Source organism: Agrobacterium sp. CG674, assembly GCF_053521645.1.
The window spans coordinates 43913-61360 of sequence record NZ_JBNWDZ010000001.1; the positions used below are offsets into that span (position 1 = coordinate 43913).

The following is a 17448-nucleotide window of genomic DNA, read 5'->3' on the forward strand; positions in this document are numbered from 1 at the left end:
GAGGTCGTTAACCAAAAAGAGCGATAATTTAGTTTGTCACGGGCGTTTCTACCAGACCCACCGGCGAAGACAAACAAATCTCGCATGTTGCTGGTGTCGACTTTCATAATGGTCGTCTCGTTCGTCTGCTTGATTATTGAACTGCTAGGAAACGGAAACCGGCATGCGTAGCGTTGTCTTTACTGTCTGCATTGCATTGTCGCTGGGTTTTCTCGACGCTGCAAGCGCGCCCGTTTTGGCACAAGGTGCCGCCAAGGGTGCAAGCGGCCTGCCGTTGCCACGCTTTGTCAGCCTCAAATCAAGACGCGTCAACATGCGCATCGGCCCCAGCACCGATTATGCTGTGTCTTGGATGTATATGAGGTCCGGCATGCCGGTGGAAATCATTCAGGAATATGAAAACTGGCGGCGCATTCGCGATGCCGATGGCACGGAAGGCTGGGTCAACCAGGCGCTGCTCTCTGGTGAGAGAACGGCCCTTGCAGCACCGTGGATGCGTGGCAAAGGCAAGGACGTTTATGTGAACATGCGCCGCGAGTCACAGTCGGGTGCGCCTGTTGTCGCCAAGCTCGAGCCCGGCGTCCAGATCAGCATTGGCGAATGCAATGGCGACTGGTGCAAGGCGCAGGCCGGTCAGGTGACCGGCTGGGTGTCTCAGGGGGAAATATGGGGTGCGTACCCCGGAGAAGCCTTCAAGTAGCTGAAGGCGCTCCTTTAACGGCCTTAGATAAGGCCGTGCTTCTCTGCCAGCGCCTTCAATGAAGACATGGGGCGGGGCCCAATCTGCTGGATGACGGCTGCGGCCGCGAGGCATCCAAGCTTGCCGCTATCTTCCAGCGAACGGCCCTGCGTGTAACCATAAAGAAAGCCCGAGGCAAAAAGATCGCCTGCACCCGTCGTGTCCACCACGTCGAAGACAGGGTAGGCCTCAACCTTCACGCGCTCGGTGCCACGAACAATGGTGGCACCTTCTTCGCTCATGGTCACGGCAGCGATCTTGCAATCGGCGGCAATCTTGGTCAGCGCCAGCTCGAAATCGTCAGTCTCATAGAGCGAGAGCGCTTCCTGCTTGTTGGCGAAGACGATATCGACGGTGCCGGAGCGCATCAGCTCCAGAAACTCTTCACGGTAACGGCCAACGCAGAAACTGTCGGAGAGTGTCATGGACACTTCGCGGCCATTTTCGTGGGCAATGCGGGCGCAATCACGGATGGCATCCTTGGCGCGTGGCGGATCCCACAGGTAACCCTCGAAATAGGTGACCTGCGATTCCGCAACGACGGATGGCTCCACATCTTCAGGGCCAAGTTCCACGCAGGCACCCAGATAGGTGTTCATCGAACGTTCGCCATCTTCGGTGACGAAGATCATGGAGCGGGCCGTAGGAGGGAATGTGCCTTGCGGTTTGGTTTCGAAGTGAACGCCCTGGGCGCGGATATCGTGCTGGAAAATCTCGCCAAGCTGGTCTTCGGCCACCTTGCCGAAATAGGCCGCACGTCCGCCGAAATTGGCGATGCCCGCCGCCGTGTTACCGGCACTACCGCCCGATGCTTCAAGCGCCGGTCCCATCAGGGAATAGAGCAGTTCGGCACGCTCGGCGTCGATGAGGTTCATCGCGCCCTTGGTGATTGCGTTCTCATTGAGAAACCCATCATCACAGCGGGAAATGATATCCACAATGGCATTGCCAACTGTCAGTACGTCGAATTTTGTCATGGGCCTCTTGTCCGGGATGCATCTTTGGATGCGTTATATACCATCCGGTCTTAAAGAATTTTACCGTCAAGAAAAGCCAAAACCGTGTGCCATCATCTTGAGCGAGAAAAGAGTACGCGTCATGTGTCTGTCATAGTGAATTGTTATAGAATGCGCATTGCGTCACCACGGATGTACTGGTGGGGCAAGCGGATGAAAGCGGGGCTGACCCCGCTTTTTTCTTTTGTGCAGACCGCTAGCGTTGTTAGCTTACGACAGATGCGCTAGACCGGAAGCCTTCTGTAAGGGCCTGCGAAAGTACCTCCGCAATGTATGCTGTCGCCATCAATGTCGCGCCAATCTTTCTTCTCATTCTCATTGGCTGGATGACGGTGAAGGTGAAGCTGTTCAAGGCGGATGCGAGCGATGTTCTGAGTGACTTCGTGTTCAAGGTCGCCGTGCCCACGCTGATCTTTCGAACCCTTGCCACGGCTGATTTTCACGGCGCATCACCCTTCAAACTCTGGATTACCTATTTCTTTGGCGTTGCCATTACCTGGGCGGCGGGGCAGCTGGTCACGCGCCATGTGTTTAAGCAAGACCTGCGGATCAGCGTGATCGCCGGTATTTCATCCGCCTTCGCCAACAATATCTTTATCGGTCTGCCGCTGGTCGGTCGCTCCATCGGCAGCGATGGCATCGTGGCCATCTCCATCCTGCTTGTCGTGCATCTGCCGATCATGATGATTGCGGGCACAATTTTGATGGAAAATGCCACGCACAAGGTGATTGGCGGAGAAAAGCGCAGTGCATTTGCCGTGTTGAAGCAGGTGGGGCGAAACCTCGCGCAGAACCCGCTGGTGATTGCGCTTGTGCTGGGGCTGAGCTTCAATATGACAGGTTTCGCGATGCCTGAGGTGATGACGACGGTGATCGATCAGATTGCCGGTATGGCAGGGCCTGCGGCGTTGATTTCGTTGGGCATGGCGCTGACGAAATACCCCATTCGCGGCAATCTGCGCGTCGCGATGACGATGACCGCTCTCAAACTGATCCTGATGCCAGCCTGTGTGTGGCTGATGGCCCACGCGCTGGGCCTGAGCCCCGCATGGACTGCGGCGCTGGTTCTCACATCCTGCGTGCCGACGGGTATCAATTCCTGGCTGCTGGCCAACCGCTTTGGCATTGGCCACAGCATTGCCGCCTCCACGATCAGCATTTCCACCCTGTTTGGTGTGCTGACCGTGTCGTTCTGGGCGTGGCTCTTGAGCTGATTACTTCTGTGCGCTCAAAACTTTGAAGCGCGAATTGCGGCACACTTCCTGGCTGGAGCGGAACTCGGTGGAGAGCACCGTCTCGTAAGGCATGCCGCGATTGGCGACCATCAGCAGCTTTCCGCCGCTGCGAAGTGCGGTGGCCGCTGTCTTGATCATGGCCTGGCCGAGAGCTGGCTCTGACGCCTGCCCATTGGCGTGGAAGGGCGGGTTCATGATGATGAGATCGTATTTTTCCTTCGGCGGCTCTGCCACCAGATCCTGCCAGAAGAAGCGCGTTGTCAAACGCGGGCAGTTTTCCAGCATGTTGGTCTTGGCAAATTCCAGCGCGTTCCAGTCCGCTTCGAAGAGATCGATACGGGCCGTGCGTGGGGATTTTTCAGCCAGCATGACGGAGAGATAGCCCCAGCCTGCGCCGTAATCGGCGGCGTTGCCATCGAAATCCGTTGGCATGCGCGATGCCAGAAGCTCCGAGCCGCCATCGACGCGGTCGTGCGAGAACATGCCGGGCATGGCTGTAAAGCGACTATCGACGGTCACAGCACCCTGCTGGAGCTTGGCAACAGCCGCAGTCACATCTTCAGGGCGGCGGAACCAGATGGCGACGCCGTGATATTTCGGCGTCGATTCTGCTTCGATGCCGAGTTTCGACAAGGTCTTGCGCAGCGTGACGATGCCGTCTTCCTTGGAACCGGCGGCGACGATAAGGCCGCCGGCCTTGACGCGCGTCAGCGCCTGCGCCAGACGGTTTTCGTTTTCGCCACGGTGCTTGCCACCGATAAGAAGTGCGACATCATAATCTTCGCCGGAAATATCTGGGGTAACTTCGACGCCTTGCGCATGCAGTGCGCGGTAGAGCGGGCGAAGGTTCTGAACGGCAGTGATACTGGCCTCAAACCCTTCCACACGCGGCGCATCGGCTTCTGCGCCCAGAAACAGGACGCGCTCGCCCGCTTTCGGGATCGCCAACATGTCTGCGGCAAAGGGATGGAACAGGGTTTTGACAGCGTCACGGCTCATGGGGTCGGTCCTAAGTTCAAATAGAAAAAAGGCGCGGGGAGATGCCCCGCGCCTCGATATCGGTTAGCGCATGCAGCCTTACTCGGCAGCTTCGCCTTCGCTCTTCTTTTCAGTGGCTTCCTTGCCGGTTGCCTGATCGACAACCTTCATGGACAGGCGAACCTTTCCACGCTCGTCAAAGCCCATCAGCTTGACCCAAACCTTGTCGCCTTCTTTGACGACGTCGGAGGTCTTGGCAACGCGATCGGATGCCAGCTGCGAGATGTGAACCAGACCGTCACGGGCGCCGAAGAAGTTGACGAATGCGCCGAAGTCAGCGGTCTTCACGACCGTGCCTTCGTAGATCATGCCAACTTCAGGCTCTGCCACGATGGAGTGGATCCACTTGCGAGCTGCTTCGATTTCCTTGCCGGAAGACGAAGCGATCTTGACGGTGCCATCGTCTTCGATGTTGATCTTGGCGCCTGTCTTTTCAACGATTTCGCGGATGACCTTGCCGCCGGAGCCGATGACTTCACGGATCTTGTCGACCGGAATGTTCATGACTTCGATGCGTGGTGCAAACTCGCCGAGCTGCGAACGTCCTTCGGTGATGGCATTGGCCATTTCGCCGAGAATGTGCGTACGACCGCCCTTTGCCTGCTCCAGAGCGACCTTCATGATCTCTTCGGTGATACCGGCGATCTTGATGTCCATCTGCAGCGAGGTGATGCCGTCAGCTGTACCGGCAACCTTGAAGTCCATATCGCCGAGGTGATCTTCATCACCCAGGATGTCGGACAGAACGGCGAAGCGTTCGCCTTCAAGGATGAGGCCCATGGCAATACCGGCCACTGGCTTGGCAAGCGGAACGCCTGCATCCATCAGCGCAAGCGATGTGCCGCAAACGGTTGCCATCGAGGACGAGCCGTTGGACTCGGTGATCTCGGAGACGACGCGCAGCGTGTAAGGGAACTGTTCGACCGATGGCAACATCGGGCGGATAGCGCGCCAAGCGAGCTTGCCGTGGCCGATTTCGCGGCGGCCTGGGGAGCCCATGCGGCCTGTTTCACCAACCGAGTAGGGAGGGAAGTTGTAATGCAGAAGGAAGCGTTCCTTGTACATGCCCGTCAGGCTGTCCACATACTGCTCGTCTTCGCCGGTGCCGAGTGTGGCAACAACGATGGCCTGTGTTTCGCCGCGTGTGAACAGCGCCGAACCGTGGGTGCGTGGCAGCAAGCCAACTTCAGAAACGATTGGGCGAACCGTGGACAGGTCACGGCCGTCGATGCGGCTCTTGGTGTCCAGAATGTTCCAGCGAACGATCTTCGCCTGCAGGTGCTTGAAGACAGCGCCGATAACTTCGTTGGTGTACTTTGGCTCTTCGCCTTCTGGGAAGAAGTGAGCCTTGACCTTGCCCTTGACGACGTCAACAGCTGCGTAACGTGCAGCCTTTTCAGTGATCTTGTAGGCGTCGCGCAGTTCAGCTTCGGCCAGGCCGAGCATTTCAGCTTCGAGAGCGGAGAAATCTTCCGGTTCGAATTCGCGTGGTTCCTTGGCAGCAACTTCAGCCAGCTTGATGATCGCATCGATCACAGGCTGGAAACCGCGATGACCGAACATCACAGCGCCGAGCATGATCTCTTCGTTGAGTTCCTTGGCTTCGGATTCCACCATCAGGACGGCGTCCTGCGTACCGGCAACAACCAGATCCAGAACCGATTCGTCCATCTCGTCGAGATGCGGGTTCAGAACATACTCGCCGTTGATGTAGCCAACGCGCGCGCCGCCGACGGGGCCCATGAAAGGAACGCCGGACAGTGTCAGCGCAGCAGAGGCTGCAACCATCGACAACACGTCCGGGTCATTTTCGAGATCGTGCTGAATGACAGTGACGACAACCTGTGTGTCGTTCTTGTAGCCTTCAGGAAACAGCGGGCGGATCGGGCGGTCGATCAGGCGGGAAACCAGAGTTTCCTTTTCAGAAGGACGACCTTCGCGCTTGAAATAGCCACCGGGGATCTTGCCGGCTGCGTATGTCTTTTCCTGGTAGTTGACGGTCAGCGGGAAGAAATCCTGACCGGGCTTAGGAGACTTTGCAGAAACAACGGTCGCAAGAACCATGGTCTCGCCGTAGGTTGCGATAACCGCACCATCGGCCTGACGGGCAACCTTGCCTGTTTCAAGTCTAAGCGGGCGGCCTGCCCACTCGATTTCGACGGAATGTTGATTGAACATTTCTTGTCCTCAAATGTAGCCTCGGTTCTCACAGCAAAGGAAAACGCGGCGGCTTTAACACGTCACGGGCAAGACAGCGGGAGGCTTAAACGCGAATGTCTTTGAAGACATACGGCAACGCGTCAAGCGCTGCAAAAGCATCCGGCAATCCTGCCCCATGACAGGTCTTCGGTTTGTTTCAGACGGCACCGGCCCATCCGGCCCATCTTCGTTTCTGGCGTTCTTGAAGAACAGCCTAAAGAAAAACCGGCGGGAACCTCTATTGAGACCCGCCGGGATCTGTTTTTAGCGGCGAATGCCGAGTGCGCTGATCAGCTTGGTGTAACGGCCTTCGTCCTTCTTCTTGACGTAGTCGAGAAGCGAACGGCGGCTGGAAACCAGGGTCAGAAGGCCACGACGCGAGTGGTTGTCCTTCTTGTGATCCTTGAAGTGGCCAGTCAGGTTGTTGATCCGTTCGGTCAAAATTGCGACCTGAACTTCCGGCGAACCGGTATCACCTTCCTTGATGGCATATTCCTTGATGAGGGCGGCTTTGCGCTCTGCAGTAATCGACATCGGACGATCCTTTCTATTTTAAGGAAAAACGGGACGCCAAGCGCCGGGATGTCGTCCAGCACTGGCCATGTATAGCGCGGGCGCTGCCCAAGCTGCCCCGCCTATAAACCAATTGCACCATAAAGGAAAGAGGCGATTAAAACCGCCTCTTTCAGGATAACACGCATAGAGTGATCGGGAGGCGGCAGGGCCTAGCCGAAAACCCGCTTGGGGCGAAACTCGCCTTCGGCAATCTCGCCAATCGCAACCAGCTTGCCGCGGGCTGTGGCATAGGCTTCCATTTCCGCCGTCGGTGCATCGCGCCCGCGCAAGAGGATGGCGTTGCCCATCTTCAAGCGGTGGGCCTGATCATCATTGATGATGAGGTGGGGTAGGGATGACAGCGCCTCAGACGTATCGATCAGATAGGCATCCAGTGCCGCCAGTCTCTCGTCACGGTCTTCAATGGCTTCGAACTCGATGAGCTTGGCCAGTGGCACCATGGCGTCTTCGGCAAACGGCGCAACCATGGAGCGGCGCAGCTGCGAAATAAAACCATAGCAGCCGAGATCGCGGCCGAAATCGCGGGCCAGCGCACGCACATAGGTGCCCTTGCCGCATTCAACTTCAAAATGCGCGGTATTGGCATCCGGGCAGGCCAGAAGCGTGATGCGGTGAATTTCCACTTCACGAGCCGGGATTTCTACCACCTCGCCACCGCGGGCAATATCATAGGCGCGTTCGCCAGCGATCTTGATGGCGGAAAACTGCGGCGGGATCTGCATGATCGTGCCGGTATAGTTGGGCAGGATATCACGGATCGCCTGCTCATCGGGACGGTTTGGCGATGTGTTGAGCACTTCGCCTTCCATATCGTCGGTGGTGCGCTCTTCGCCCCAGGAGACGGTGAATTCATAGATCTTGCGGCCGTCCATCACATAAGGAACGGTCTTGGTCGCATCGCCCAGCGCAATTGGCAGCATGCCGGAGGCTAGCGGATCAAGCGTGCCAGCATGGCCAGCCTTCTGGGCGTTGAAAAGCCATTTGATCTTCGAAACGGCCTCTGTCGAGCCGAAATCGAAGGGTTTATCGAGAATAAGCCAGCCGGAAATATCCCGGCCTTTCGGCTTGCGGTGCTGCTGTTTGCGTGGTTTGGACATGCTTCAGTTCTGCTCGTCGTCTTTATCGGTTGAAGGTCCCAGATCGCGCAGGACCTCCGGTGAGCGCAAAAGCGCGTCGATCTTCTTGTAATTGTCGAAGCTGGTATCGTCGCGGAAGCGCAGTTCCGGCACGTATTTCAGCTGCCTGATATGCGGGCCGAGGCGGCCACGCAGGAACTTGGCGTGACGGTTCAGGGCTGCAATCGTATCTGTGTGGTCGTCGACACCGATAGGGGTCACAAAGGCGGTCGCGATCTTGAGATCGGTCGACATGCGCACTTCCGAGATGGAAATGACGGTTTTCTCGATCAGATCGTCACGCACTTCGCCACGCTGCAGGATCTGGGTCACCGCTGCGCGAACCTGCTCGGCAACACGAAGCATGCGTTGTGTGGGCGCGGAAGATGATGCTTTTGCCATTTTGTCTTAGCCTCAAACAAAGCAGCGCCGGTTAGAAAATTTCCAATGGACAGGAAACCATCTAAGCCGGCGGCCGCAAGTTTTATTTTGTGTACGGCAAAACGCTTAGAGCGTTCTGGTGATGTGCTCTACGCGGAAGCACTCGATGGTGTCGCCAGCGCGGATGTCTTCGTAGTTTTCGAATGCCATACCACACTCCTGACCAACCGGCACTTCGCCGACTTCGTCCTTGAAGCGCTTGAGCGTCTTGAGCTTGCCTTCGTGGATAACGACGTTGTCGCGCACCAGACGAACACCTGCACCACGTTCCACCTTGCCTTCGACGACACGGCAACCGGCAACCTTGCCGACCTTGGTGATGTTGAAGACTTCCAGAATTTCGGCGTTGCCGAGGAAGGTTTCGCGACGTTCCGGAGACAGAAGGCCCGACATCGCAGACTTCACGTCATCCACCAGATCGTAGATGATGTTGTAGTAGCGAATTTCGATGCCAGCGCGCTCGGCCGCCTGACGTGCCTGAACATTGGCGCGAACGTTGAAGCCGATGATGGCTGCGTTCGATGCTTCTGCCAGAGAGATGTCAGACTCGGTGATACCACCGGCGCCCGAATGGATGATGCGTGCACGAACTTCATCTGTTCCAAGCTTGTCCAGCGATGCGATGATCGCTTCGACAGAGCCCTGCACGTCAGCCTTGATGAGCAGCGGGAAGTCCTTGCGGCCTGTCGCCTGCAACTGCGTCATCATCTGTTCCAGCGAGCCGCGCTGGCCAGTCTGACGGGCAACGGCCTTGTCACGGGCCAGACGCTGACGGTACTCGGAAATTTCACGAGCGCGACCTTCGTTCTCGACAACCGCGAAGCGATCACCGGCAGATGGTGTGCCCGAAAGACCGAGAACCTCGACCGGCATAGCCGGACCAGCTTCCTTGACGTGTTCACCCTTGTCGTTGACAAGCGCGCGCACACGGCCCCACTGGTCGCCAGCCACGATGATCTGGCCCGGACGCAGCACGCCCTTCTGAACCAGGATCGTTGCCACGGCACCACGGCCACGGTCGAGTTCGGCTTCGATGACCGTACCTTCCGCGGTGCGGTTGAGGTTTGCCTTCAGGTCGAGAATTTCAGCCTGGAGCAGGACGGCTTCGAGAAGCTTGTCGAGGTTGATCTTGTTCTTGGCAGAGACTTCCACGTCAAGAACTTCACCACCCATGGATTCCACGAAGACTTCGTGTTGCAGAAGCTGCTGGCGAACTTTTTCAGGGTTGGCCTCATGCTTGTCGATCTTGTTGATCGCCACGATGATCGGAACACCCGCTGCCTTGGCATGGTTGATCGATTCAATCGTCTGCGGCATCACGCTGTCATCGGCTGCAACCACCAGAATGGCAATGTCGGTTGCCTGTGCACCGCGGGCACGCATGGCCGTAAAGGCGGCGTGGCCCGGGGTGTCGATGAAGGTGATCTTGTGACCGTTCTTCTCGACCTGATAGGCACCGATATGCTGGGTAATGCCACCGGCTTCACCGGAAACAACGCTGGTTTGACGGATGGCGTCGAGCAGCGAGGTCTTGCCGTGGTCGACGTGACCCATGATGGTAACGACAGGAGGACGCGAAACCAGTTCGCCGCCATCATCGTCGGAGACGTTGAAGATACCTTCTTCAATATCGGATTCCGATACACGCTTGACGGTATGGCCGAAGTCCACTGCGATGATTTCAGCCAGATCGGCGTCGATGACGTCGCCCGGCTTCATCATCTGGCCTTCCTTCATCAGGTACTTGATCACATCGACGGCCCGTTCGGACATACGCTGCGACAGTTCCTGAATGGTGATGGTCTCAGGCAGAGTAACTTCGCGCAGCACCTTTTCGCGCGTTTCCTGCATCTGGCCGCGGCGGAATTTCTCCTGGCGGCGACGCATGGCAGAGAGCGAGCGGCCACGGGCCTGACCGTCTTCTTCCAGATTGGAGGTGACTGTCAGCTTGCCGCGACGACGCTCTTCTTCTGTCTTGAGGCGAGCCGCAGGCTTGGCAGGAACGGGAGCCGTTACCTTGCCGCGAACCGGCACGCCGCCGCGACGTGCGCCACGATCGTCACTTTCTTCTTCACCACCGGGACGACGGCCACGAGGACCGGCATTGTCGATGGGAGTAGGAACAGCGGCTGGTATTGTGCGTGTGGTTGTCTGCGAGCGTGTATCGCCACGACCGGCGCCGGCAGGAGACCTGGCGGCAACAGGAACGGGCGCTGCTTCGACCGGAGCCGGAGTTGGAGCAGGGGCAGGCGCGGACTTGGCGGCCAGTGCCTCTTCAGCGGCGCGGCGCGCAGCTTCTTCCTTCTCGGCAATAGCGCGAGCTTCTTCTTCTACCTTGCGGCGTGCTTCATCTTCGGCGCGCTGCTTGGCTTCGATGATATCGCGAGCCTGAGCTTCTGCCAGAGCGCGGCGACGCGCATCCATTTCGCCAGCCGAAAGGTCATGCAGAACGGCGCCGCGTGGGCGCTCCGGCTGACGCGAAGGCTGCGATGGCGCAGAACGGTTCTGATTGTTGTTCTGGTTGCCAGACTGATAAGGGCGCTGGCCCTGTGGCTGCTGACGCGGGGCAGGCGCTGCCGGTGCGGCAGGTCTTGCCGCCTGCGGTGCAGCCGCTGGCGTAGCAGTCGCAGTAGGCGTTACAGGTGTAATGGGCTTCTCGTCTTCTGGACGCAATGGGCGGCGCTTGCGGGTTTCCACCACAACCGCGTTGGTGCGACCACGACCCATATCCTGACGCACAGTTCCAGTAGACGCTCCACTCGGTTTCAAAGTGAGAGTCTTCTTGGGCTGTGCGTTGAGTGTCTTGTCGTCGTTGTTATCGGTCATTCCGTTCCCGTTCCTTCAAACGAGAGCCGGATGACATTCATCTGGCCTCGTCTTTAACTAGCTGCATCCGTACGCGGTGGCGGAAATTGTCCGATGACCGCGTCATTGTTCTGTCCGGGCAGCGTCTAAATCCACTTGAGGTCTATCGCCATGGCGATACCGCTCGAGCATCTTTGCGCGCTTCACTACACCCTCACCCGCCTGTCCTGCAAGCGCGCAGGCATGGATAAAAGCATTCTGGCCCATCAGTTCGTCCATTTCCTGCTCACTGAAGAGCTGGAACGCTGGTATTTCGCTCTCGGCTCCAGAGCCGAGCGTCCAGGCCTTGCGGGCCTGGCTTATCTTTCTCACGCCATCTGGCGCTGCATCGGTTGCGTGAAAAACCGCAAGCACTTGGCCAGACCGGACCGACGCATCGACTTTCGTCGCGCCGGAAATGAACTGGCCCGCCTTGCGCGCCATGTTCATCATTCCCGTCAGGTTCTGCGCCATCAACCGGTCCATCATGTCCAGAAGGTCCGGTCCGGCTTTCACATCCGTCTTCAAGGCGCGTGCAAAGAGCTTCTTCGCAATTGCCTTCTCTATCAGGGCGCGCTCGGGTGTGACCCAGCAACCGCGCCCCGGTAATTGGCGTTTCAAGTCCGGAACAACGCTCTGGTCCGGGCCTGCGACAAAACGGATCAACTCATCCGGTGTTCCGATTTGTCGTGTCACAATGCACATCCGCTCGCTGGCGGTACCTTCGAACGGCTCGTCGTCGAGCAGCTCGTCCGGCTCATGCGCCTGCGATGTCATTCCTGATCGGCGGTATCCGCCTCCTCGGTCGCTGCAGCTTCCTGCTGGGCAGCAAGATCTTCAGCGGTGATCCAGCCAGCCAGAAGGCGGGCCTGAACAATCATGTTTTCAGCTTCAACACGAGAAACGTCGAGCTTGGAGAAAGTTCCCTCGAATTTCTTCGTCTCGCCGTCCTTGCGCTCGCTCCAGCCAACCAGATCGTCAGCGGCGCAGCCTGCAAAGTCTTCGATGGTCTTGACGCCTTCTTCACCAAGAGCGACCAGCATCTGCGAGGTCAGGCCTTCGATCTGTCGCAACTCGTCGGCTACACCAAGTTCCTTGCGCTTGGCGTCCATTTCGGTCTCGATACGCTCGAGATATTCCTTGGCGCGGGTCTGGATTTCGACAGCAGTGTCTTCATCGAAACCGTCAATGGACGAGATTTCGCTGAGGTCCACATAAGCCAGTTCCTCGACCTGGGCGAAGCCTTCGGATGCGAGCACCTGACCAACCATTTCGTCCACATCCAGCGCTTCCATGAAGATGCCGGTACGTTCGTTGAATTCCTTCTGACGGCGCTCGGACTCTTCGGCTTCCGTCATGATGTCGATGTCCCAGCCGGTCAGCTGGGAAGCAAGGCGCACGTTCTGGCCGCGACGACCGATGGCGAGCGACAGCTGCTCATCCGGCACGACGACTTCGATGCGCTCGGCTTCTTCATCCAGAACCACCTTGGCGACTTCAGCAGGCTGAAGAGCGTTGACGATGAAGGATGCCGGATCCTGGGACCACGGAATAATGTCGATCTTTTCACCCTGAAGCTCGGCAACGACGGCCTGAACACGGCTACCGCGCATACCGACGCAAGCGCCGACCGGATCAATCGAGCTGTCATTGGAGATAACAGCGATCTTTGCGCGCGAACCTGGGTCACGGGCAACCGACTTGATCTGGATGATGCCGTCGTAGATTTCCGGCACTTCCATGGTGAAAAGCTTGACCATGAACTGCGGGTGGGTACGCGACAGGAAAATCTGCGGGCCACGCTGTTCGCGGCGCACATCGTAAACGAAGGCGCGAACGCGGTCGCCATAGCGCAGGTTTTCGCGAGGAATCATCTCGTCGCGACGGATGATGCCTTCGCCACGGCCGAGATCGACGATGACGTTGCCATATTCCACGCGCTTGACAGTGCCGTTGATGATTTCGCCGATGCGGTCCTTGAACTCGTCAAACTGGCGATCACGCTCGGCTTCACGAACCTTCTGGACGATGACCTGCTTGGCGGACTGGGCAGCGATACGGCCAAAATCCATCGGTGGCAGTGGATCGGCAATGTAATCGCCAATCTTTGCATCGACGTTGCGGTCGCGGGCCAGCTCCAGAGGGATCTGCGTGCCGTAGTCCTCAGCCTTCTCGACAACTTCGAGCAGACGCTGCAAGCGGATCTCGCCGGTCTTGGAGTTGATGTCGGCGCGGATGTTGCTCTCGGAACCGTAACGCGAGCGGGCAGCCTTCTGGATGGCGTCGGCCATCGCGGCGAGCACGATTTCGCGGTCGATGACCTTTTCGCGCGCCACAGCATCGGCGATCTGCAGAAGCTCAAGCCGGTTAGCACTTACTGCCATTTTTATGTCTCCGTAAGTCGTTTTGCCCGCGTATCAGGGCTTACGTTGGGAATTAGTCTTCGTCTGCTTCTTCGTTCTGGTTGGCGGCAGCGGCCTTGGCCTGCTTGTCCGCCTTCAGCGCCTCGCGAATCAGTTCATCGGTCAGAATCAGCTTCGCGTCGGAAAGGGTATTGAACGGGATCATCACCACAGGCTCTTCACCATAGGCGATCTGGTCACGTTCCAGTCTGAAGCCGTCCTCTTCGACACTGGCGATCTTGCCGCGGAAACGCTTGCGGTTATCAACCAGAATGGATGTCTCGACTTTGACAATATGGCCCTGCCAACGGACAAAATCCACCTTGCGCACCATCGGCCGGTCGATGCCGGGCGATGACACTTCAAGATGATACGCCGTTTGAACGGGATCTTCTACATCCAGAACCGGAGAAATGGCGAGCGACACCGCTTCGCAATCCTGCACGGTCATGGTTCCGTCTTCACGCTCGGCCATGACCTGCAAGGTCGAGCCGTTCTGATTGGACAGGCGAACCCGCACCAGCAGATAGCCCATGCCTGTCAGCACCGGCTCGATAATTTCGGCGATGCGCTGGTCAACGCCTGTTTCGGTTATCAGTCTAGGTTCGGCTTCTGCCATTGTGGCCTTCCGGTCTCATGTCCAAACCGGCTTTTGGGCCGGTTTTCAGGGCGCCTAACGAAAAAGAGCGGAGCCTTTCGGCCCCACTCTTCATCAGACGATCAAGAATTTGAATGCCCGTATAGACCCTTATCTGCGATATTGCAAGGATGGGCTGCAAAACGAGCAAAATTGCCCGCCGTCACAATTTCACCGTCCCGGGGCTTGAAACAGTAGCATCCTCTCAAATGGCGTCTATAGTGTGACCCGGATGAGCCATTGCATCAATTGGACTGCCCGTGCCTGATAGAAAATCCCCCCTGCTGCCATTGCGCCACCAGACGTACAGAACGATCTGGTTTGCGAGTATCGCGTCGAATTTCGGCGGGCTTATTCAGGCGGTGGGCGCGGCATGGATGATGACCGCGCTATCGTCGTCTGAAAACATGATTGCGCTTGTGCAGGCATCGACATCCCTGCCCATCATGCTGTTTTCGCTGGTGTCTGGCGCATTGGCCGATAGTTTCGACCGTCGCCGCATCATGATTTCAGCCCAGTTCCTGATGCTGACCGCCTCCGTCATGCTGACGGTTTTTGCATGGTTCGGCTGGCTTTCGCCATGGCTCCTGCTGTTCTTCACCTTCATGATCGGCTGTGGAACGGCGCTCAACAACCCATCCTGGCAGGCATCCGTGGGAGAAATGGTGCCGCGCGAGGATCTGCCCGCAGCCGTGACGCTGAACAGTGTCGGCTTCAACATCACCCGCAGCGTTGGCCCGGCCATTGGTGGTGTCATCGTGGCGGTTGGCGGCGCGGCAGCGGCGTTTCTCGTCAACACCTTCAGCTATTTCGCGTTGATCTACGCGCTGGTGAAATGGCAGCCGCCGAAAAGCACGTCTACCCTGCCACGCGAGCAACTGTTCGCGGCCATTTCCGCCGGCATGCGCTATGTGGCCATGTCGCCGAATATCGGCAAGGTGCTGGTGCGCGGCTTCCTGTTCGGCCTGTCAGCCAGTGCCATTCTGGCGCTGATGCCGCTGGTTGCGCGGGATCTGGTGCAGGGCGGGCCGTTGACCTATGGCATTATGCTGGGTGCTTTCGGTGTGGGTGCCGTGGGTGGTGCTCTGATCAGTGCGCGTCTTCGCGAAATGTTGAGCAGCGAATGGATTGTGCGCGTCGCCTTCCTCGGCTTTGCCCTGAGCGCTGGTGTGACGGCCATCAGCACCAATGCAATCGTGACGGCGCTTTTCCTCACCATCGCTGGCGCGAGCTGGGTGCTGGCGCTGTCGCTGTTCAACACCATCGTGCAACTGTCCACGCCGCGCTGGGTCGTGGGGCGTGCGCTGTCGCTCTACCAGACTCTCACCTTCGGCGGCATCGCACTGGGCAGCTGGCTGTGGGGATCTCTGGCCGAGGATTATGGCTTAACCTATTCGCTGCTCTGTTCGTGCGTGCTGATGCTGCTCGGCGTCGTCGTCGGTTTCAAGCTGACGATGCCAGCCTTTGCCTCGCTCAATCTCGATCCGCTCAACCGCTTCGTGGAGCCGAACCTGCTTCTCGACGTCAAGCCTCGCAGCGGCCCGATTGCCATTCTCGTTGATTACGAGATCGATGATGCGGATCTGGCGGAATTCATGACCATCATGGTGGAGCGCCGACGCATTCGCCTGCGCGATGGTGCACAGAACTGGACCTTGATGCGGGATCTCGAAAACCCTGACATCTGGACGGAAATCTACCACGTGCCGACATGGGTCGAATATGTCCGGCACAACCAGCGCCGCACCCAGGCGGATGCGGAAAGCTGGGACAGTATTTTAAAGCTGCACCGTGGTGCGACCCGCCCTCGCGTCCACCGGATGATCGAACGTCAGGCGATACCGCCGCAGGACGATATTTTCCACAAGGCGCATATCGAGCCGCATTGAGGTTCTTCTTCACTACCCGCGAAGTGCCTCGGCGGGTGACTGGCGATAGGCAAGCCATGCCGGAAGAACGGCAAGAGCTGCTGCAACGGCGAGCAGCACCGCCGCCTGCGTTGCATCCGCCTGTGCAAATTCCACCGGCATGACGACGCCGCTTTTGGCGACAAGCAGGCCGGTGATAACTTTGGCCGCCGCAAAACCGATGGCGAAGCCAAGCGCTATACCTGTTGCAAACAGTGCAAACAGCTCCGTCCAGACGATCAGCGAGATGGACGACCGGGGCGCACCGAAGGCCCTCAAGGCACCGATCTGTTTTCGCCTTTGAACGATATGGGTCAAGGTCACGAGAATGAGGGATGCACCCACCAGACCCTGCGCACCGATGGCGACGACAGACAGCACCTGGCGTGCGTCACCCAGCGTGGCATAGAGTTTCGTCAGCACCTCACCGGGAAAGACCGCAAGCGTGTTGCCCTGCCGGTATTCCTGCCGCAGCTTATAGGCATCGGCGATTGTCTTTGGCTTCACCAGAATAGCCGGAACACCGGGCGTTTCGGTCGTGAAGGTTTCGTCCAGTCCGCCTTCTTCGTGGGCATGGGCGTCATGGTCATGAGCCTCATGATTGTGTGCATCACGATCGTGCGGTTCGGACGAATGCGCCGCATGGCCCTCGGCTGCATGCTCATGCCCTTCATGATCGTGAGCATGCTCTCCGGCTTCCATGCCGTGAATGTGCCAGACGGAGCTGATGGGCACCAGAATGGCGCGATCCCACGGCGTGCCCGTTGGCTTCAGCCGCCCCTGAACATGATAGACGATTTCAGTGTGGGTGTGGCCGCCTTCTTCCGCCGTGCCATGCATCGGCTTGATCTCTGCGCCGATGGGCAAATCAACGGCAGAGCCGATCACGGCATCTTCACCATCGGCGAAACCCTGACCTTCCGTCAGACCGCCTGACGTGTTGTCGATGAGCGCGGTGGTCGTTCCAACAATCGGGTAGCCGGCAAAGGAATCGCCGAAGCCGACCGGTCCGGCTCATGCGACGCGGGGATCTTTGGCCAGCTTTGCCAATGTCTCACCACCGACCAGCGGCAGGGGTGCAGCCTGTAGAAAGACCGAGGAAAGCACGAGTTGCGTTTCGCTACCGGCAGCGCCGATGACGAGATCGAATTTATCGGCAGCGCGGGCGGTTCCCAGTCGAAGCGCGCGCTCCTGCAAGGTCACGGTCACACCGAGCGCCGTTGCGAGCGAAACAAGGAGCACGACGACGAGAGAACCGGCCCAGAGGCGCTTTAGATCGGAGAGAATAAAACGGATCAT

At 58.2% G+C, this 17448-nt stretch carries 13 protein-coding genes and 1 pseudogene; 3 read left to right on the plus strand and 11 right to left on the minus strand.

Features of this window, described 5'->3' with window-relative positions; genetic code table 11:
• Positions 1-163: 163 nt before the first annotated feature.
• Positions 164-700 carry an SH3 domain-containing protein gene (locus tag ACQZ51_RS00230; RefSeq protein ID WP_448774381.1) on the plus strand — a complete coding sequence of 179 codons (537 nt, stop codon included), beginning with the start codon at positions 164-166 and terminating at the stop codon, positions 698-700.
• 23 nt (positions 701-723) lie between these two features.
• Here ACQZ51_RS00230 and ACQZ51_RS00235 read toward each other — a convergent pair whose 3' ends face one another.
• Positions 724-1716, minus strand: a complete 993-nt coding sequence (locus tag ACQZ51_RS00235) for an adenosine kinase (protein WP_448774383.1) — start codon at positions 1714-1716, stop codon at positions 724-726.
• 308 nt (positions 1717-2024) lie between these two features.
• Between ACQZ51_RS00235 and ACQZ51_RS00240 the strand changes: the two genes are divergently transcribed.
• The gene (locus ACQZ51_RS00240; protein WP_448774385.1) at positions 2025-2969 is read left to right on the plus strand and encodes an AEC family transporter; all 945 of its coding nucleotides are present in this window, start codon (positions 2025-2027) and stop codon (positions 2967-2969) included.
• Here ACQZ51_RS00240 and ACQZ51_RS00245 read toward each other — a convergent pair whose 3' ends face one another.
• From ACQZ51_RS00245 to rimP, 9 genes are all read right to left on the minus strand, one after another.
• Positions 2970-3989 (minus strand): class I SAM-dependent methyltransferase, encoded by a 1020-nt coding sequence (locus tag ACQZ51_RS00245; RefSeq protein WP_448774387.1) that lies wholly within the window; start codon positions 3987-3989, stop codon positions 2970-2972.
• A 78-nt stretch (positions 3990-4067) separates the two neighbouring features.
• Entirely contained in the window at positions 4068-6206 is a 2139-nt protein-coding gene (gene pnp / locus ACQZ51_RS00250; protein ID WP_448774388.1) for a polyribonucleotide nucleotidyltransferase, read from the minus strand.
• Positions 6207-6491: 285 nt separating this feature from the next.
• Positions 6492-6761 (minus strand): 30S ribosomal protein S15, encoded by a 270-nt coding sequence (gene rpsO / locus ACQZ51_RS00255; RefSeq protein WP_448774390.1) that lies wholly within the window; start codon positions 6759-6761, stop codon positions 6492-6494.
• Between the two features lie 191 nt (positions 6762-6952).
• Positions 6953-7900, minus strand: a complete 948-nt coding sequence (gene truB, locus ACQZ51_RS00260) for a tRNA pseudouridine(55) synthase TruB (protein WP_448774392.1) — start codon at positions 7898-7900, stop codon at positions 6953-6955.
• 3 nt (positions 7901-7903) lie between these two features.
• A complete protein-coding gene (rbfA, locus tag ACQZ51_RS00265; protein ID WP_042616157.1) occupies positions 7904-8320 on the minus strand; it encodes a 30S ribosome-binding factor RbfA in 417 nt (138 codons plus the stop codon).
• 105 nt (positions 8321-8425) lie between these two features.
• Positions 8426-11185, minus strand: a complete 2760-nt coding sequence (infB, locus tag ACQZ51_RS00270) for a translation initiation factor IF-2 (RefSeq protein WP_448774393.1) — start codon at positions 11183-11185, stop codon at positions 8426-8428.
• Positions 11186-11287: 102 nt separating this feature from the next.
• The gene (locus ACQZ51_RS00275) at positions 11288-11980 is read right to left on the minus strand and encodes an RNA-binding protein (protein WP_448774395.1); all 693 of its coding nucleotides are present in this window, start codon (positions 11978-11980) and stop codon (positions 11288-11290) included.
• A complete protein-coding gene (nusA, locus tag ACQZ51_RS00280) occupies positions 11977-13587 on the minus strand; it encodes a transcription termination factor NusA (protein WP_192063131.1) in 1611 nt (536 codons plus the stop codon). The genes ACQZ51_RS00275 and nusA overlap by 4 nt, the downstream gene beginning before the upstream one ends.
• A gap of 52 nt (positions 13588-13639) precedes the next feature.
• Positions 13640-14224, minus strand: a complete 585-nt coding sequence (rimP, locus tag ACQZ51_RS00285) for a ribosome maturation factor RimP (RefSeq protein WP_448774397.1) — start codon at positions 14222-14224, stop codon at positions 13640-13642.
• A gap of 278 nt (positions 14225-14502) precedes the next feature.
• On the opposite strand from rimP, the gene ACQZ51_RS00290 reads away from it, so the two are divergent.
• Entirely contained in the window at positions 14503-16131 is a 1629-nt protein-coding gene (locus ACQZ51_RS00290; RefSeq protein ID WP_448774399.1) for an MFS transporter, read from the plus strand.
• Between the two features lie 12 nt (positions 16132-16143).
• On the opposite strand, the pseudogene ACQZ51_RS00295 reads toward ACQZ51_RS00290, so the two are convergent.
• Positions 16144-17448: pseudogene (locus ACQZ51_RS00295) on the minus strand (FtsX-like permease family protein).